We start from the raw sequence: 16593 nt of genomic DNA, 5'->3' as shown, positions 1-16593 counted from the left end.
ACCTAAGCTGAGTGGCATTGGTTCATGAGCCGCCAGGCGATTGGCCGCCCTCGCCCGGTCCCCGCGGGAGCGACGGCCCGTATCCGCACGAACCGTGGCAAGGAAGCCTTTGAACGTGGGTTACATCTGCACGAGCGACCCGGCGTACATCTTGTCGATCTGGTCGGCGAAGTTGGCTTCCACGCTGCGCCGCTTGATCTTCATCGACGGGGTGATCTCGCCCTGCTCGATGCTCAGGTCGCGGGGCAGGATGGCGAACTTCTTGATGGTCTCCCACCGGTTGAGCTTGCCGTTGAGCTGCTCGATGTAGCCCGCGATCAGCGTCTCGGTCTCGGCCGCCGTCACGATCTCGCGGTAGCTCTTGCCGGCCAGCGGGCCGCCTGCCGCCCAGCCCGCGATCGCTTCCTCGTCCAGCGAGATCAGCATCGTCACGTAGTTGCGGGCCTGGCCCACCACGACCGCCTGGGACGTGTACGGGCAGACCGCCTTGAACATGCCCTCGATCGCCGACGGCGCGATGTACTTGCCGCCGGAGGTCTTGACCAGGTCCTTCTTTCGGTCGGTGATCTTGAGATAGCCCTCGCTGTCCAGCTCACCGATGTCGCCGGTGCGGAAGAAGCCGTCCTCGGTGAACGACTCCTCGGTCTCCTTGGGCAGGTTGTGGTAGCCGCGCATCACCGGGGCACCGCGCAGCAGGATCTCGCCGTCGCTGTCGATGCGGCATTCCAGGTCGCCCAGCGGCTGGCCGACCGTACCGATCTTGAGCTTGCCCAGCCGGTTGACGAAGTTGGCCGCGCTCGACTCGGTCAGGCCGTAGCCCTCCATGATGGGCAGGTTCGCCGCCGCGAAGAACTCCGCGATGTCGTGGCTCAGCGGTGCCGAGCCGGAGACCAGCACCCGCAGCCGGCCGCCGAGGCGCTGCTGCAGCTTGCTGAAGACCAGCTTCTCGGCCACCGCGTACTTGGCCTTGAGCACCCCGCCGACCGGCTTGCCGGCCTGCTCGAGAGCGACCTTCTGCTTGCCCACGCCGACCGCCCAGCCGAAGATCTTGGCCTTGGCCCCGCCGGCGCCGAGCGCGGTCGTCACGGTCTTGTTGTAGACCTTCTCGAAGATGCGCGGGGCCGCGCACATCAGCGTCGGCTGCACCACCGCGAGCATGTCGACGAGCTTCTCGACCCGCCCGTCGACGTAGGTCGGCACGCCCACGTGCAGGATGCCGCAGAGCAGGGTCTTGCCGAACGAGTGCGACAGCGGCAGCCACAGATACTGCAGGTCGGTCGACTCGAACAGGCCCAGGTCGGCCTGCGCGACGCCCTCCCAGGTCCAGCCGCGGTGCAGCAGCTGCACGCCCTTGGGCCGGCCGGTCGTGCCGGAGGTGTAGATCAGGGTGGCCACGTTGTCGGGGCCGACGCCCTCGACGATCCGGTCCACCAGGTCGGGCTGCTCGGCCAGCGCGGCCCGGCCGCGCTCCTCGAGCTCGGCCAGGGTCAGCTGCGGCGGTGTGGCGTTCGCGTCGGCCAGGCCGTCGATCAGCACCACGTGGGTGACCGAGGTGTCCGCGCCGGCCAGCTTGAGGGCCTGCTGCGGGTTCTCCGCCACCAGCACCTTGGAACCGGAGTCGGCCACGATGTAGGCCGCGTCCTCGGGCTCGGTGGTGGGGTAGACCGTGGTGGTCGCCGCGCCGGCGCAGTTGATGCCGAGGTCGACCAGGACCCACTCGAGGCGGGTGCCGGACAGGATCGAGACCCGGTCCTCCAGGCCCACGCCGAGCCCGGCCAGCCCGGCGGCGATCGCGGTGGCCCGCTCACCGACCTCGGACCAGGTGAGCCAACTGATCGCAGTGTCGTTCGCGGTCGGTACGGCAAACGCCCGACCGTTCGGGGTCGCCCGCACACGCTGCAGGAACATGTCCGGGATCGACCGGTAGGGAACCTCGAGAGCCATCGGGCGCCGCCTCTTTGCGTCTATGGGGGGAATACGTGTGACAGCCGTGTTACCGCAGGGTATTGCCCGGGCGTCGCGAGGACCAGAGTTCTCAGGGCTGACCTGCACAGTGATCCTAACCGGGTCGATGCCCGAGGTCGCCCACCGACGGCGGTATGGCCCTTTCGATATAGAGGTATGTCGACGTCGTGCCCCTAATCTCAGCTCAACGGACCAGGCGGGCCACAAGCTCAGGACCCGGGTCTGCAGGCGCGAGAGAGGAAGAGCATGGCGATTCGACGCCCCCGAAGCGGCCGGTTCCTGGCCGTGAGTGTGCTCGTCGTGGCAACGACGACCGTCGCGACGGTGACCCCGGCGACGGCAGCCCCCGCCACCGGGCAGATCCGGCTCGCCGGCACCGCGGACGCGGTGGCCGGCAGCTACATCGTGGTTCTCAAGGACAGTGCCGTCGCCACGAAGGCGAACCGCGTCGCGGCCGTCGGCGACAAGTCGTCGAGCCTGGCCCGCGGCTACGGCGCTGAGGTCCGCCGGACGTTCGGCGCCGCCCTCAACGGTTTCGAGGCCGGCATGAGCGAGGCCGCGGCGAAGCGGCTCGCCGCCGACCCGAGCGTCGCCTACGTGGAGCAGAACCAGCGGGTCTCGCTGCTCGAGACGCAGACCGGCGCCACCTGGGGCATCGACCGCATCGACCAGCGCGCCCGGCCGCTGAGCACGACGTACACGTACAACACCTCGGCGAGCAACGTGACGGCGTACATCATCGACACCGGGATCAAGTACACGCACACCGACTTCGGCGGCCGGGCCCGGGTGGGCTATGACGCCGTGGGTTCCGGCGGCGTGGACTGCAACGGTCACGGCACGCACGTCGCGGGCACCGTCGGCGGTGCGAGGTACGGCGTCGCGAAGGCCGTCAAGTTGGTCGGCATCCGGGTGCTCAACTGCTCCGGCAGCGGCACCAACGCGGGGGTCATCGCCGGTGTCAACTGGGTCACCCAGAACGCCGTCAAGCCGGCCGTGGCCAACATGAGCCTCGGCGGCGGCGTCAGCACCGCGCTGGACAACGCGGTCGCGAACTCGATCAACTCGGGTGTCTCGTACGCCCTCGCGGCCGGCAACTCGACTGCCAACGCCTGCAACTCCTCGCCGTCGCGGGTCGCCGCGGGCATCACGGTCGGCGCCACCACGAGCACCGACGCCCGGGCGTCGTACTCGAACTACGGCACCTGCCTGGACATCTTCGCGCCGGGCTCGGCCATCACCTCGGCCTGGTACAGCAGCAACACCGCGACCAACTCGATCAGCGGCACGTCGATGGCGGCCCCGCACGTGGCCGGCGCCGCGGCCCTGGTGCTGGCGGGCAATCCGGCCTTCACCCCGGCCCAGGTGCGCGACAACCTGGTCACCCGGGCCACCACCAACGTGGTGACCAGCCCGGGCACCGGCTCGCCGAACCGCCTGCTCTACGTCGGCAGCTGAACCCCCGCACAACCGACCGGAGCCCCGGACCGTGAGGTCCGGGGCTCCGCTTTTCCGCGGTACGGCGTCAGTCGTCCGAGCCGTCGTCGTCCGAGTCGTCGTCCGAGTCATCCGAGCTGTCGTCCGAGTCGTCGTCGGAGCCGGAGTCGTCGTCGGTCTCGCGCTCGTGCCGCAGCACCTCGCCGGTGGCGCGGTCCACGTCGATGTCGTGCTCGACCGGGCCGGCCTGCACCTCGATGTCCCAGACGGCGCGGCCGTGCTCGGTCTCGCGCTCGGTTTCGGTGACCTGGCCGCCCCCGGCGGCCTTGACCGCGATCTCCTTGGCCGCGTCCACCGTGATGGCATCGGCGGCCGCGGGCGCCGAGGACGCCGACGAGGACGGGCCTGACGAGGACGGGGCCGACGAAGTCGAGGCGGAGGGCGCGGGGGAGTCGGTGGAGGCCGACGGCGCCGGCGCGGCGACGACCGCCGTGGTCGACGTGTCGTCGCTGCCCGCCGCCATCGCCGTGCCGCCGAGGGCCAGCGCGGCCACCGCGCCGGCGGCGAGGGCGGAAGCGGTACGAAGCCTGATCATGAAAACCTCCGGTGTCGTGAACGGAACACCGACAGGTTCGCGCCCGGCGGGCTATGGCCGCGCTGTGCGACCGCTAAGGCCGGGTTAAGTCCGGCGGGACACCGTGGATCGTCATCAGCCTCTATGCTCCCCGGCGAAGATCGATCGAACGGGGAGCAACTGTGGTTTCGCATCGTTGGTGTCTGCTGCGCCGGGGCCTGGCCGTGGCCGGTGCCGTCGTCGTGGGGGTGGCTGTGCTGCCCGCCGCGGCGCAGGCCGGTTCGTACAACGGCAAGGTCTGGGTGACCAAGGCCGACCAGCTGCGGTACCAGGCCGCCGACGGCAAGCAGAGCCGGGTGGTGATCACCCGTTCCGGGCGTACGGTCACCGTCGACGACAAGGTGGCGGTCAAAGCCGGCAAGGGCTGCAAGGCCGTCAAGGGTGACAAGACCAAGGTGCGCTGCACCCTCAAGAAGACCCCCTCCAAGATCACCGTGAACCTGGGCAACCGCAACGACAGCCTGGTCAACAACAGTGACCTCAAGCTGTTCGTCTGGGGCGGCACCGGCAACGACTCCATCACCGGCGGTCCGCGCCACGACCTGCTGCAGGGCGACCGGGGCAACGACAAGCTCTACGGCCGGGGCGGCGCCGACTCCCTGTACGCCGGCGCCGGCAACGACATGGTGTCCGGCGGCGACGGCGACGACTTCATCCTGGGCGAGGACGGCCGCGACCGGCTGTACGGCGGCGCCGGCGGCGACTCGGTCTCCGGCGGCGACGGCGACGACTGGCTGCACGGCGGGGCCGGCCAGGACCAGCTGCTCGGCGAGGGCGGCAAGGACACCATCGCGGGCTGACCCGGGGTCAGAGCCGGTAGACCGAGACGTGGCCGGTGCTCGTCGCGTCGAACGGGCGCCGGTGCCAGTCGGCGTAGCGGGCCTCCAGGTGCAGGCCGGCCCGGGTGGCGAGCCGGTCGATCTGCTCCGGCCACAGGTAGCGCAGGCCGAACGGCTGGAGGCGTACGCCGCCCGGGGTGAAGGCCACGCTCTGGCGGACGAACGTCTGCGCCGCCCGGTCGTAGCGGTGCAGCCGCAGCGAGGCCTCGTCCTCGGTCACCGAGCGGACCTGCGGGTGCTGCTCGTCGCGTTCGAAGTCGGCCGGGTTCGGCACGAAGGCCTCGATGACGAACGCGCCGCCGGGGGCCAGCACCCGGGCGACGTTGCGGAAGCAGGCGGCCTGCCGGTCGGCGTCGACCAGGTTGAACAGCGTGTTGAAGACCAGGTAGGCCAGCGGGAAGCGGCCCGGCACGGCGACGTCGGCCATGTCGCCGATGACCACCGGCAGGTCCGCGCCGCCGGGTTTGGCGCGCAGCTTCGCCACCATCTCGGGCGAGCCCTCCACGCCCTCGACGCGCAGGCCACGGGCCGCCAGCGGCAGGGCCACCCGGCCGGTGCCGATGGCCAGCTCCAGCACCGGGCCGCCGTCGGCCAGCCCGGCCAGGAAGTCCACGGCCGGGGCCGGGTCGGGGTTGTCCGCCGCGTCGTACGCGGCGGCCCACTGGCGCCCGAACAGGCCGGGGTCATCGAACATCGACATGCCCGTCAGGACAACAGAGGATCAATCGGACGGCAACCGCTTTCCCGCGGCGAGTTCCAGCCGGACCCGCGCCCCGCCCCCCGGGGCCGTCCCCACGTGCAGCGAGCCGCCACCGGCCTCGGCGGCCCGGCGGGCGATGTCCAGCCCCAGTCCGGTCGAGCCGCTGCCCGACGAGCCGCGGCGCAGCGCCTCGGCGGGGAAGCCGGGGCCCGAGTCGTCGACGGTCAGCACCGCGCCGCCGCCCGGGCGGGCCGCGAGCGAGACGGCCAGGGCGGTGCCGTCCGGGGTGTGCGCGAAGACGTTGCCGAGCAGGGCGTCCAGCGCCGCGGCCAGGTCGTCGGCCGGCAGTGCCACCGGCAGGGGTGCTGACGGGAGCTCCCGGCGTACCTCCCGGTCGGTGTCCTCGGCCAGCACCGTCCAGAAGGCGACCCGGTCCGCCACCACCGCGGTGGCGTCGGCCGCGGCGGCGCGGTCGCCGCCGCGCCGGCGGGCCTGCTGGATCACCGCCGTGACCGCCCGCTCGATGCTGTCCGCGGCGGCGGAGACCCGCGCGGCCTCCTCCTCGTCACGCAGCGACTCCGCCTCCAGGCGCAGGGCGGTCAGCGGCGTGCGCAGCCGGTGCGACAGGTCGGCGACCTGCTCGCGTTCCTCGCGCAGCAGGTCCTGGATGCGTCCGGCGAGATGGTTCAGCGCGATGGCGACCTCACGGACCTCGGGCGGCCCGGACGGGCTGGCCCGGGCGGTCAGTTCGGCGCGGGCCAGCCGGTGCGAGACCGCGGACAGGTCGGCGATCGGCGCCACGATGCTGCGGGCCAGCCGGTCGGCCACCAGCAGCCCGAGCACGACCAGCGCCAGGCCGAGACCGGCCAGTACCAGCCAGGACCGGGCCACTCCGCCGGTGAGCTCCCGGGCCGGGACGACGGTCCGCAGCACGTACGTCGCACCGCCGCTGAACACCGGCACCACGATCTCCCGGCCGGCGTCCGTGTCCACGGTGAACGAGCGGCCGTTGGCCTGGGCCAGCCGTACGGCGGGCGTGCGCTCGGCGGCCTGGCCCAGCACCGGGCCGTCCGGCGGGAACACGCTGACCGGCAGGGGCAGCCCCTGCACGGTCAGGGCCAGCGACGCGGGATCGCTGGTGCCGATCTGCGGGACGATCGTCTGCAGCACGTCGTTGGCCCGGCTGATCGCCCGGTCCTCGGTGACCTGCCGGATCAGCAGCGCCAGCGGCACCAGGAAGGCGATCAGCACCAGGCAGGTGGTGGCCGCGACCAGCAGGGTCAGCCGCCGTCTCATGCCGGACCGCTCAGCCGGACTCCCACCCCGCGGACGGTGTGCAGGTAGCGCGGCTCCTGGGCGGTCTCCCCGAGCTTGCGGCGCAGCCACGACAGGTGCACGTCGACGGTCTTGTCCGCGCCGCCGTACGGCACCTGCCACACCTCGCTGAGCAGCTCCCGCTTGCTCACCACCTGCCCGGCCCGGGTCGCCAGGTGGTGCAGCAGGTCGAACTCGCGCGGCGTCAGGTCCAGGTCGGCGCCGTCCAGGGTGGCCGTCCGCGCGCCCGCGTCGATGCGCAGCCCGCCGACGGCCAGCGCCACCGGTTCGGCCCCGGCCACCCCGCCGCGCCGCAGCACCGCGCGCACCCGGGCGTCGAGCTGGGCCGCGGTGAACGGCTTGACGATGTAGTCGTCGGCGCCCGCGTCGAGCACCCGGACGATCTCCTCCTCGTCGTCGCGGGCGGTCGCCACGATGACCGGCATCGCGCTGACCGCGCGCAGCATCCGCAGCAGCTCCCGGCCGTCCAGATCGGGCAGTCCGAGGTCGAGCACGACCAGGTCGGGACGCTCGGCCAGGGCGGTGCGCAGGCCGTCCATCGCGGTGTGCGAGGCGGCCACGGCATGGCCGCGCTCGCGCAGGGCGCGCAGCAGGGTGGTACGGATCGCCGAGTCGTCCTCGATCAGCAGGAGGTGGGCCACGCTGCACGGTAACCCGGCACCCCGGCCGCGACGACGCTCTTAACCGTCCCTTAGCGTTCCCGCGGGCCCGGCTTAGGGTGGCGCCCGGCATAGTCGGACGGGTGAATCGTCGAATGCTGTTGGTGACCGCCGGCTGGTTCGGCGCGGCGGTGCTCGCCGTGGTGGTCGGTCTCGCGGCGGTCAGTGTCATCGGGAACGGGCTGACCACGCCGGAGACCCGCCCGCTGAGCGCGGCCGAGGTGGCGGACGAGCTGGCCCGCCAGGTCGCCGTGTCGCCGTCGGCCGCGGAGGGGTCCGGCAGCCGCCCGCCGGCCACTCCCTCGGCGTCGGCGTCGGCGTCGTCCGGCCCGCCGACCCTGACCTTCCCGACCCGCGCGGGCACGGTCGTCGGTCGCTGCGCCGGAGCCCGCCCCGAGGTGGTGAGCATGTCGCCGCGGCAGGGCTACGAGCTGCACGAGCAGGACCGCGGCCTGCAGGACGACGACGCCGAGGGCGAGTTCCGGGCCCAGGGCGGCGGCAAGGACCGGGTGAAATTCGAGATCGTCTGCCGGGCGGGCATCCCGGCCCTGGTCGCCGACGACTGAGGTGTGCTGGAGTGGTCGTCATGCACACCATCGAGCTGGGTGACGGCCTGACCGCCAGCGCCCTCGGTTACGGGGCCATGGGCCTCGCCGAGGTGTACGGCCCCGCGCAGGAGGACGAGTCGCTCGCCACCCTGCACCACGCCGTGGACGTCGGCGTGACCTTCCTCGACACCGCCGACGTGTACGGCGGCGGCAGCAACGAGCGCCTGCTGGCCCGCCTGCTCGCCGACCGCCGCGACGAGGTCACGCTGGCCACGAAGTTCGGCATCACCACCGCCGACGGTGACCTGAGCACCATGGCCACCCGGGGCGACGCCGCGTACGTGCGGCTGGCCTGCGACGCGAGCCTGGCCCGGCTCGGCACCGACGTCATCGACCTCTACTATCTGCACCGCCGCGACGTACGGGTGCCGGTCGAGGAGACCGTCGCGGCGATGGCCGAGCTGGTCCGCGCGGGCAAGGTACGCCACCTGGGCCTGTCCGAGGTGACCGCCACCGAGCTGCGGCAGGCGTCCGCGGTGCATCCGATCGCCGCCGTGCAGAGCGAGTGGTCGCTGTGGAGCCGTGACGTGGAGCGGGCCGTGGTGCCCGCCGCCGCTGAGCTCGGGGTGGGCTTCGTGCCGTACTCGCCGCTGGGCCGGGGCTTCCTCACCGGCACCCTCGACCGGGCCGCGGTCGCGGGGGACTGGCGGGCCGGGCTGTCCCGCTTCTCCGGCTCCGCGTTCGACCGCAACCAGGCGGTCGTCGAGGGGGTGCGCGGGGTGGCCGCCGAGGTCGGCGCGACCCCGGCCCAGGTGGCGCTGGCCTGGCTGCGGATCCGGGGCGGGCAGCTGGGACTGCCGGTCGTGCCGATCCCGGGCACCCGCCGCGCCGCCCGGGTCGACGAGAACGTCGCGAGCCTCGAGGTGCGGCTGGAGCCGGCGCAACTGGAGCTGCTCGACGAGCTGGCCGGGGCGGTGGTCGGGCCGCGCTCCGACCACAGCGACCCGAACTGGGTCTCCGCGACCCGGGAGTAGTTCAGAGGCCGATCGCGGCCGTCGTCAGCTTGGCGACCGCCTCGGGCTCGCCGGTGACCTGCACCTCGGCCACCCGCTGCCGGCCGGAGACGAACAGCGCCAGCTCACCCGGCTCACCGGTGACGGTGGCCCGGGGCTCGCCGTTGCCGATCCGTAGCGTCCCGAAGCCCGGCGCCTCGACCAGCACCGGGAAGCCGACCTTGCGCAGGGCCAGCCGGGCGGTCAGCTTGGTGGCGTTCCAGATCGCCTGCTGCTCGCCGTGCTCCAGGCTCCGCCGGGTGAAGCCGGGCGTGGCGCGCCGGACGTCCTCGTGGTGGATGAAGAACTCGACGGTGTTGCTCAGCGAGTCGACCAGAGGGTTGCTGACCGGGCTCCACCAGGGCGGTGTGCGCACCTCCTGGATGATCTCCGGGTACGGCTGGGCGGCCTTGGCCAGCCGTACGTGCTCGCCGTGCCCGGCCAGCGGCGGGATCAGCATGCCGATCATCGCGTCCGGCCGCCGCTCGCGGACCACCAGGTGCGCGGCGAGGTCCCGGGTGGTCCAGCCGGCGCACACTGTGGCCAGGTCCGGGCCCACCTGGTGCAGCAGGTCGGCGAGCTGCCGGCGCTCGGCGCGCGCGTAGTCGGTCATACCCCGATGGTAGGCGGGCGGCAGGTCCGCCGCGCGGTGGCGCGGGCCGGGCTGCGCGATGGTGTGCTTGTTGACACAATGTAAACCTGTGGCGTTTCGCGGGCGGTTCGGCAGGATGGACCGGTAAGGCCGGAACAGCCGGCTCGGACTTACCTCAGGGCGAGGCCAGTTGACCATGAGGGCGAGTTGACCACGAGGGCCAGTCGCGACGTGCTGGGCCGAGGCCTGCGCGTGCTCGGCCGGGCGATCCGGACCGAGCCCCGTCTCTTCATCATCGGCACCATCGGCAGCAGCCTGTTCGGCCTGCTCGTCATCGCGAACGCGTTCGTGGTGGGCGCGGTCATCGGCAACGTCGTCGTGCCCGCGTTCGCCGAGCACCGGGCCGGCACCGGCGAGCTCGTCCTGATCGCCGCCGCCTTCATCGGCATCGCCCTGCTGCGGGTGGCCAGCATCTTCGGCCGCCGGCTCGGCGCGGGCTACATGCAGTTCCGGCTGCAGGCCCGCTACCGCCGCGCGGTGACCCGGCGCTATCTGGCCCTGCCGCCCGCCTGGCATCAGCGGCACGCCACCGGCACGCTGCTGTCGAACGCCAACTCCGACGTCGAGGCGGCCTTCGTGCCGATCGCGCCGCTGCCGTTCGCGGTCGGCACGATCGTGATGATCGCCGCCGCGCTGGTCTCGCTGTTCCTCACCGACTGGGTCCTGGCCATGGTCGGCGTCTGTCTCTTCCCGGCGTTGTTCGGCCTCAACCTGGTCTACTCGCGCCGGATGTCGCCGCGGCAGATCCGGGCCCAGCAGCTGCGCGGCAAGGTCAGCGCGGTCGCCCACGAGAGCTTCGACGGCGCGCTGGTGGTCAAGACGATGGGCCGCGAGGCCGACGAGTCGCGGCGCTTCGCCGTGCACGTGAGCGAGCTGCGCGACGCGCTGATCTCGGTCGGCCGGCTGCGCGGCGCGTTCGACCCGGTGATGGACAGCCTGCCCAGCGTCGGCACGCTGGCCGTGCTGCTGCTCGGCGCGTGGCGGCTGCAGTCCGGCGCGGTCAGCGTGGCCGAGCTGGTCAGCGTCTCCTTCCTGTTCACCGTGCTGGCCTTCCCGGTCCGGGCGATCGGCTGGGTGGTCGCCGAGCTGCCGCGCAGCGTCGCCGGCTGGGAGCGGGTCCAGGCGGTGCTCGGCGCCGACGGCGACCTGGCGTACGGCTCGGCCGCCCCGGCCCGCACCGGCCCGGCGGAGATCACCTTCGACCACGTGCGCTTCTCGTACGGCGACGGCACCGAGGTGCTGCACGACGTCTCCTTCACCGTGCCGGCCGGCCGGACCGTCGCCCTGGTCGGCGCGACCGGCTCCGGCAAGTCGACCATCGCCTCGCTCGCCGTCCGGCTGGTCGACCCGGACAAGGGCACGGTCTGCATCGACGGCACGCCGCTGCCCGAGCTGAGCGTGCCGGCCCTGGCCTCGGCGGCGGCGCTCGTGCCGCAGGTGCCGTTCGTCTTCGACGACACCGTGCGCGGCAACGTGACGCTGGACCGCGAGGGGCTCGACGACGAGGTGGCCTGGTCGGCGCTACGCCACGCCCAGGCCGAGGGCTTCGTCGCCCATCTGCCCGAGGGTCTGGACACCGCGGTCGGCGAGCGCGGCACGTCGCTCTCGGGTGGCCAGCGCCAGCGTCTGACCCTGGCCCGTGCACTGGCCGGGCGGCCTCGGCTGCTGGTGCTCGACGACGCCACCAGCGCGGTGGACCCGCGGGTGGAGGCGGCCATCCTGGCGTCGCTGCGCGGGGACGACTCCGGCGCGTCGATCCTGGTGGTGGCCTACCGGCGGGCCACGATCGCGCTGGCCGACCTGGTCGTCTATCTCGAGGACGGCCGGGTGGTGGCCACCGGCACGCATACCGAGCTGATGGCCACCGAGCCCGGCTATCTCAACCTGGTCACCGCGTACGAGCAGGCCGAGGCCGCTCGCGAAGAGGACAGCAAGGTCATCGCGTGAGTACTGCCGTCCTGGAGAAGCCCGCAGCCGAAGAGGGCGCGCTCGCCACGTTCCGCCGCGGCGTCGCGCTCTCACCCGAGCTGCGTCCCGGCCTGATCGGCACGCTCGCGCTCGCGCTGGTCTCGATGGCCGGCCGGGTCGCCGTGCCGATCGCGATCCAGCAGGGCATCGACCGCGGCATCCGCGCACCCGGCGGGCCCGACCTGGGCGTCGTCGCGCTGATCGTCGGCCTGACCCTGGCCGTCCTGGTGGTCTCCACAGCCTGCGGCTATGCGATGACCCGGCGGCTGTTCACGGTCAGCGAGACCGCGCTGGGCGCGTTGCGCTCCCGCACGTTCCGGCACATCCACGACCTGTCGATGCTGCACCAGCAGTCCGAGCGGCGTGGCTCGCTGGTCTCCCGGGTGACCGGCGACGTCGACCAGATCACCCAGTTCCTGCAGACCGGCGGCGTGATGCTGCTGCTCACCTCGGGGCAGCTGGTGGTCACCACCATCGTCATGTTCGTCTACTCGTGGCAGCTCACCCTGGTGGTGTTCGCAGCGTTCCTGCCGGCCGTGATCATCATCCGGCTGTTCCAGAAGCGGCTCGCCGGCGTCTACCGGATCGTCCGCGAGCGCACCGGCACCATGCTCGGCGCGGTCGCCGAGAGCGTGGTCGGCGCGACCGTCATCCGCGCGTACGGGGTGGCCGGGCGCACCGGCCAGCGGCTGGACACCTCGATCGACAATCTGCGGGTGGCGCAGCAGAAGGCGCTGCGGACCAGCGTGATCAGCTTCTCCACCGGGGAGCTCGCGGCCGGGGTGGCGCTGGCCGCCGTGGTGGTCGTGGGTCTGCTGCTCGGCGTCGACGGCGGCCTGAGCGTGGGCAAGCTGACCGCGTTCCTGTTCCTGGTCACCCTGTTCATCCAGCCGGTGCAGATCGCCACCGAGGTGCTCAACGAGGCGCAGAACGCCGTGGCCGGCTGGCGCCGGGTGCTCGACGTGCTCGACATCGAGCCGGACGTGGCCGACCCGGACGCCGAGGGTGTGGAGCTGCCGCCCGGCCCGCTGTCGGTGCGCTTCGCCGACGTGTCGTACCGCTATCCCGGTGGTCCCGTCGTGCTCGCTGATGTGGATCTGGAGATCGCGCCGAAGACCCGGGTCGCGGTGGTCGGCGAGACCGGCAGCGGCAAGACCACCTTCGCCAAGCTGCTCACCCGGCTGATGGACCCGGCCGGCGGGCAGGTGCTGCTCTCCGGCACGCCGCTGACCTCGGTGCGCTTCACGTCCCTGCGCTCGCGGGTGGTGATGGTGCCGCAGGACGGCTTCCTGTTCGACGCGACGGTGGCGGAGAACATCCGCTTCGCCGCGCCCGAGCTGACCGACGGGGACCTCGAGCGGGCCTTCACCGAGCTCGGCCTGGCGGACTGGCTGGCCGGGCTGCCGCTCGGCCTGCAGACCCCGGTGGGCGAGCGCGGCGAGGCGCTCAGCGTGGGGGAGCGGCAGCTGGTGGCTCTGGTACGCGCCTACGTGGCCGACCCGGACCTGCTGGTGCTCGACGAGGCGACCAGTGCGGTCGACCCGGCCACCGAGGTACGGCTGCAGCGCGCCCTCGACACCGTCACCCGGGGCCGCACCACGGTGGCGATCGCCCATCGTCTTTCCACCGCCCAGTCCGCCGACGAGGTGATCGTGGTGGACGCGGGCCGCGTCGTGCAACGCGGCCCGCACACCACCCTGATCCGTGACGAGGACTCGATCTACGCCAAGCTCTTCGCCTCGTGGCTGGAGCAGACCCGGTGACTCAGCGCGCGTAGAACTCGACGACCAGCTGTTCGTCGCAGACCACCGGGACCTCGGCGCGCAGCGGCTTGCGGATCACCGTGGTGCGCAACTCCTCGACGACCGTGGACAGGTACGGCGCGGTCGGGCCGTCCAGGTGCGCTCCGGTGGCCGCGATCTGGAACGGCGGCTTCTGCCGGCTGGTCTCGCGGACCTCGACGACCTGTCCGGGCTTGAGCCGGTACGACGGCCGGTCGACCTTCTTGCCGTCCACCAGGAAGTGGCCGTGCGCGACGAGCTGACGGGCCTGGTAGATGGTGCGGGCCAGGCCGGCGCGCTGCACTGTGGCGTCCAGGCGGCTCTCCAGCAGGGCGACCATGTTCTCGCCGGTCTTGCCTTCCTTGCGGTGCGCGTCCTCGTAGGCCCGGCGCATCTGCGCCTCGCTGATGTTGTACTGGTGCCGCAGACGCTGCTTCTCGAGCAGCCGGACCTGGTAGTCCGACGCCTTGCGCCGCCCCCGGCCGTGCACGCCGGGCGGGAACGGGCGCTTCTCGAAGTACTTCACGCATTTGCGGGTCAGCGGAATGCCGAGTGCCCGCGAGAGCCGGGCCTTGGGACGGGAGTTGTTCACGGGCGATCTCACTTCGGTCGAGATGGTGCTGTGGTCGAGGGGGTGCTGTGGTTCAGCGGTGTTGTACGGTTAGGCTCACCTTACTAAGGCAATCCTAACCGGTGCTCGGAGGTACCTGACATGCAGCCCACGCCCGCCGAGGTCGCCCGTACCCTGGCCGCCGGTCACCTGCCCGCCGTCGCGCACATCGCCTGCCGGCAGGGTCCGTACCCGGTGCGGCACGTGACCGACAGCCAGGGCCGAGTGCTGCTGCTGGCCCCGCGCAACGGCGCGCTCACCACGGCGCTGCGCCCGAGCGAGGGCAACGACGACACCGCGCTCGTGCTCGACATCAGCGACGTGCCGCCGGTCGCCGGCGCCCCGTCGCTGGGCCGGGTCTGGGTGGCCGGCTGGGCCGTCGCCCTCACCGGCGAGCAGGCCCGCGAGGCAGCCCTGGAGTACGCCGACTCCGACCCGGCCCCCGATCTGCTCGACGTGGGCGACTCCCAGGTCCTGCACCGGATGGAGGTCGCCGAGGTGCGCTACGAACGCAACGGCGTGCTGGTCGACGTCGACCCCGACGACTACGCGCTGGCCGCGCCGGACCCGCTGCGCACCATCGAGTTCGACCTGATCGCCGACCTGGCCGACCACCACGTCGACGAGATGGCCGGCTACGTCCGCCGGCAGCTCGGCCCGGCCGCACTGCCCGGCGACGAGCCCAGGGTCGTCCGCCTGGACCGGTACGGCTTCATGGTCCGCCTCGGCGACCGGCTCGCCCGGCTGGCCTTCCCGCGCCCGGTCACCGACCGCCACGACCTGGCCCACCTGCTGCACCCGGTGCTCTGCCACCGCTGCACCCGGGACAGCGAGGCCGAAACGATCCGCTGATCGGATGTTCACCCGTAAGTGGTCCCGGCGGCAGACCGGAACGACCAGGATGGTCGTCGGCGCAACCGCCGCCCGGACCGATGGAGGCAGCATGGGCACGATCACCACAACCGACGGTACGGAGATCTTCTACAAGGACTGGGGCTCGGGCCAGCCGATCGTCTTCAGCCACGGCTGGCCGCTGTCGGCCGACGACTGGGACGCCCAGCTGCTGTTCTTCGTCCAGCACGGCTACCGGGTCATCGCCCACGACCGGCGCGGGCACGGCCGTTCCACGCAGACCGGCGACGGCCACGACATGGACCACTACGCCGACGACCTGGCCGCCCTGACCGCTCACCTCGATCTGCACGACGCCGTGCACGTCGGGCACTCCACCGGCGGCGGCGAGGTCGTGCACTACCTCGCCCGCCACGGCGAGGACCGGGTGGCCAAGGCGGTGCTGATCAGCGCGGTCCCGCCGCTGATGGTGCAGACCGAGGCGAACCCCGGCGGCCTGCCCAAGAGCGTCTTCGACGATCTCCAGGCCCAGCTGGCCGCCGGCCGGTCCGACTTCTACCGGGCCCTGCCGTCCGGTCCCTTCTACGGCTTCAACCGGCCCGGCGTGGAGCCCTCCGAGGCGATCATCCAGAACTGGTGGCGGCAGGGGATGATGGGCGGCGCCAAGGCCCACTACGACGGCATCGTCGCCTTCTCGCAGACCGACTTCACCGAGGACCTCAAGAAGATCACGGTGCCGGTCCTGGTGATGCACGGCGACGACGACCAGATCGTGCCGTACGCCGACTCGGCGCCGCTGTCCGCGGAGCTGTTGCAGAACGGCACGTTGAAGACCTATCCCGGCTTCCCGCACGGGATGCCGACCACGCAGGCCGAGACGATCAACGCCGACCTGCTGGACTTCCTGCGGTCCTGATCCGCGGCCGCCGGTCCGGCCCGGCCGTGGGTCAGGCGTCGAAGACTCCCGGCAGATCGTCCATCAGGTAACGCTGCACGGTCGGGCCGATGGCAGCCACCAGCCGCTCCGCCGGTGCGGAGGCCACCGGCTCGACCTTGAGCACGTAGCGGACCATCGCCAGCCCGGCGATCTGGGTGGCGACCAGCGCCGCCCGGGTCGGGGCCTCCTTCTCGTCGATGTCCAGCTCCTTGATCGCGCGGCGCAGCACCTGCGTGACGACGAACTCACGCATCAACCGGGCGGTCCACTCGTTGCTCATCGCCGAGCGCAGCAGCGCCACCGCCGCGGCGCCGGCCGGGGAGTCCCAGACGCTGAGCACGGTCGCGACCAGCCGCTCACCCGCCTGTTCGCGGGGGCCGGCCATCGCCCTGGGGATCAGCTCGGCCGGGTTGATCGGAGAGTTCATCGCCGCCAGGAACAGCTTCTCCTTGGTGCCGAAGTAGTGGTGGATCAGCGCCGCGTCGACCCCGGCCGCGGCGGCGATGGCCCGCACCGACGCCTTGTCGAACCCCGCCTCGGCGAAGACGGTGCGGGCGGATTCCAGGATGGACTGCTTGGTGTCCTGGTTGCCCGGACGCCGCCCGCTACGCCGTACCAAAGAAG

The 16593-nt window shown here is 72.2% G+C and carries 16 protein-coding genes; 8 read left to right on the top strand and 8 right to left on the bottom strand.

Going from position 1 to position 16593, the window contains the following annotated elements:
• Positions 1 to 120: 120 nt before the first annotated feature.
• The gene (locus Aau02nite_RS38885) at positions 121 to 1944 is read right to left on the bottom strand and encodes an AMP-dependent synthetase/ligase (protein WP_212993656.1); all 1824 of its coding nucleotides are present in this window, start codon (positions 1942 to 1944) and stop codon (positions 121 to 123) included.
• Between the two features lie 267 nt (positions 1945 to 2211).
• Here Aau02nite_RS38885 and Aau02nite_RS38880 point away from each other — a divergent pair, with 267 nt between their 5' ends.
• On the top strand, positions 2212 to 3423 hold the full coding sequence (locus Aau02nite_RS38880; protein ID WP_212993655.1) for a S8 family peptidase: 1212 nt from the start codon (positions 2212 to 2214) through the stop codon (positions 3421 to 3423).
• A 67-nt stretch (positions 3424 to 3490) separates the two neighbouring features.
• Here the strand turns inward: Aau02nite_RS38880 and Aau02nite_RS38875 are convergent, their stop codons facing one another.
• A complete protein-coding gene (locus Aau02nite_RS38875; RefSeq protein ID WP_212993654.1) occupies positions 3491 to 3997 on the bottom strand; it encodes a PepSY domain-containing protein in 507 nt (168 codons plus the stop codon).
• A 161-nt stretch (positions 3998 to 4158) separates the two neighbouring features.
• Between Aau02nite_RS38875 and Aau02nite_RS38870 the strand changes: the two genes are divergently transcribed.
• A complete protein-coding gene (locus Aau02nite_RS38870; RefSeq protein ID WP_212993653.1) occupies positions 4159 to 4836 on the top strand; it encodes a calcium-binding protein in 678 nt (225 codons plus the stop codon).
• 7 nt (positions 4837 to 4843) lie between these two features.
• Here the strand turns inward: Aau02nite_RS38870 and Aau02nite_RS38865 are convergent, their stop codons facing one another.
• Genes Aau02nite_RS38865 through Aau02nite_RS38855 form a run of 3 tightly spaced genes read right to left on the bottom strand, consistent with a single transcriptional unit; the run spans position 4844 to position 7551 of the window.
• A complete protein-coding gene (locus Aau02nite_RS38865) occupies positions 4844 to 5575 on the bottom strand; it encodes a class I SAM-dependent methyltransferase (protein WP_212993652.1) in 732 nt (243 codons plus the stop codon).
• 21 nt (positions 5576 to 5596) lie between these two features.
• Positions 5597 to 6871, bottom strand: coding sequence for a sensor histidine kinase (locus Aau02nite_RS38860; RefSeq protein WP_212993651.1), 1275 nt, complete (start codon positions 6869 to 6871; stop codon positions 5597 to 5599).
• Positions 6868 to 7551 carry a response regulator transcription factor gene (locus Aau02nite_RS38855; protein WP_212993650.1) on the bottom strand — a complete coding sequence of 228 codons (684 nt, stop codon included), beginning with the start codon at positions 7549 to 7551 and terminating at the stop codon, positions 6868 to 6870. The genes Aau02nite_RS38860 and Aau02nite_RS38855 overlap by 4 nt, the downstream gene beginning before the upstream one ends.
• A gap of 101 nt (positions 7552 to 7652) precedes the next feature.
• Between Aau02nite_RS38855 and Aau02nite_RS38850 the strand changes: the two genes are divergently transcribed.
• Together Aau02nite_RS38850 and Aau02nite_RS38845 are read left to right on the top strand one after the other, a co-directional pair.
• The gene (locus Aau02nite_RS38850; RefSeq protein ID WP_212993649.1) at positions 7653 to 8135 is read left to right on the top strand and encodes a hypothetical protein; all 483 of its coding nucleotides are present in this window, start codon (positions 7653 to 7655) and stop codon (positions 8133 to 8135) included.
• 20 nt (positions 8136 to 8155) lie between these two features.
• Complete coding sequence (locus tag Aau02nite_RS38845) at positions 8156 to 9151, top strand: aldo/keto reductase (protein ID WP_212993648.1); 996 nt, start codon at positions 8156 to 8158, stop codon at positions 9149 to 9151.
• Position 9152: 1 nt separating this feature from the next.
• Here Aau02nite_RS38845 and Aau02nite_RS38840 read toward each other — a convergent pair whose 3' ends face one another.
• A complete protein-coding gene (locus Aau02nite_RS38840; RefSeq protein WP_212993647.1) occupies positions 9153 to 9782 on the bottom strand; it encodes a TIGR03085 family metal-binding protein in 630 nt (209 codons plus the stop codon).
• A 210-nt stretch (positions 9783 to 9992) separates the two neighbouring features.
• Here Aau02nite_RS38840 and Aau02nite_RS38835 point away from each other — a divergent pair, with 210 nt between their 5' ends.
• Entirely contained in the window at positions 9993 to 11768 is a 1776-nt protein-coding gene (locus tag Aau02nite_RS38835; RefSeq protein WP_212993659.1) for an ABC transporter ATP-binding protein, read from the top strand.
• Positions 11765 to 13552, top strand: a complete 1788-nt coding sequence (locus tag Aau02nite_RS38830) for an ABC transporter ATP-binding protein (protein WP_212993646.1) — start codon at positions 11765 to 11767, stop codon at positions 13550 to 13552. Before Aau02nite_RS38835 ends, Aau02nite_RS38830 begins: the two co-directional genes overlap by 4 nt.
• A 1-nt stretch (position 13553) precedes the next feature.
• Here Aau02nite_RS38830 and rpsD read toward each other — a convergent pair whose 3' ends face one another.
• A complete protein-coding gene (gene rpsD, locus Aau02nite_RS38825; RefSeq protein WP_212993645.1) occupies positions 13554 to 14162 on the bottom strand; it encodes a 30S ribosomal protein S4 in 609 nt (202 codons plus the stop codon).
• Between the two features lie 120 nt (positions 14163 to 14282).
• Between rpsD and Aau02nite_RS38820 the strand changes: the two genes are divergently transcribed.
• Both Aau02nite_RS38820 and Aau02nite_RS38815 read left to right on the top strand, forming a co-directional pair.
• Entirely contained in the window at positions 14283 to 15032 is a 750-nt protein-coding gene (locus Aau02nite_RS38820) for a DUF2470 domain-containing protein (RefSeq protein ID WP_212993644.1), read from the top strand.
• A gap of 91 nt (positions 15033 to 15123) precedes the next feature.
• Positions 15124 to 15948: an alpha/beta fold hydrolase gene (locus tag Aau02nite_RS38815; protein ID WP_212993643.1), complete on the top strand. Its 825-nt coding sequence runs from the start codon at positions 15124 to 15126 to the stop codon at positions 15946 to 15948.
• A gap of 31 nt (positions 15949 to 15979) precedes the next feature.
• Here Aau02nite_RS38815 and Aau02nite_RS38810 read toward each other — a convergent pair whose 3' ends face one another.
• A complete protein-coding gene (locus tag Aau02nite_RS38810) occupies positions 15980 to 16588 on the bottom strand; it encodes a TetR/AcrR family transcriptional regulator (protein ID WP_212993642.1) in 609 nt (202 codons plus the stop codon).
• Positions 16589 to 16593: the final 5 nt, after the last annotated feature.

This window comes from Actinoplanes auranticolor, assembly GCF_018332655.1.
GTDB classification, from domain to species: domain Bacteria; phylum Actinomycetota; class Actinomycetes; order Mycobacteriales; family Micromonosporaceae; genus Actinoplanes; species Actinoplanes auranticolor.
This window is presented reverse-complemented; position numbering and strand designations above follow the sequence as displayed.

What these genes read in the sequence shown, in the direction of transcription:
- Aau02nite_RS38885 (WP_212993656.1), bottom strand. Translation starts at nt 1,944, where the DNA reads ATGGCTCTCGAGGTTCCCTACCGGTCGATCCCGGACATGTTCCTGCAG.
- Aau02nite_RS38880 (WP_212993655.1), top strand. Translation starts at nt 2,212, where the DNA reads ATGGCGATTCGACGCCCCCGAAGCGGCCGGTTCCTGGCCGTGAGTGTG.
- Aau02nite_RS38875 (WP_212993654.1), bottom strand. Translation starts at nt 3,997, where the DNA reads ATGATCAGGCTTCGTACCGCTTCCGCCCTCGCCGCCGGCGCGGTGGCC.
- Aau02nite_RS38865 (WP_212993652.1), bottom strand. Translation starts at nt 5,575, where the DNA reads ATGTCGATGTTCGATGACCCCGGCCTGTTCGGGCGCCAGTGGGCCGCC.
- Aau02nite_RS38860 (WP_212993651.1), bottom strand. Translation starts at nt 6,871, where the DNA reads ATGAGACGGCGGCTGACCCTGCTGGTCGCGGCCACCACCTGCCTGGTG.
- Aau02nite_RS38845 (WP_212993648.1), top strand. Translation starts at nt 8,156, where the DNA reads ATGCACACCATCGAGCTGGGTGACGGCCTGACCGCCAGCGCCCTCGGT.
- Aau02nite_RS38840 (WP_212993647.1), bottom strand. Translation starts at nt 9,782, where the DNA reads ATGACCGACTACGCGCGCGCCGAGCGCCGGCAGCTCGCCGACCTGCTG.
- Aau02nite_RS38820 (WP_212993644.1), top strand. Translation starts at nt 14,283, where the DNA reads ATGCAGCCCACGCCCGCCGAGGTCGCCCGTACCCTGGCCGCCGGTCAC.
- Aau02nite_RS38815 (WP_212993643.1), top strand. Translation starts at nt 15,124, where the DNA reads ATGGGCACGATCACCACAACCGACGGTACGGAGATCTTCTACAAGGAC.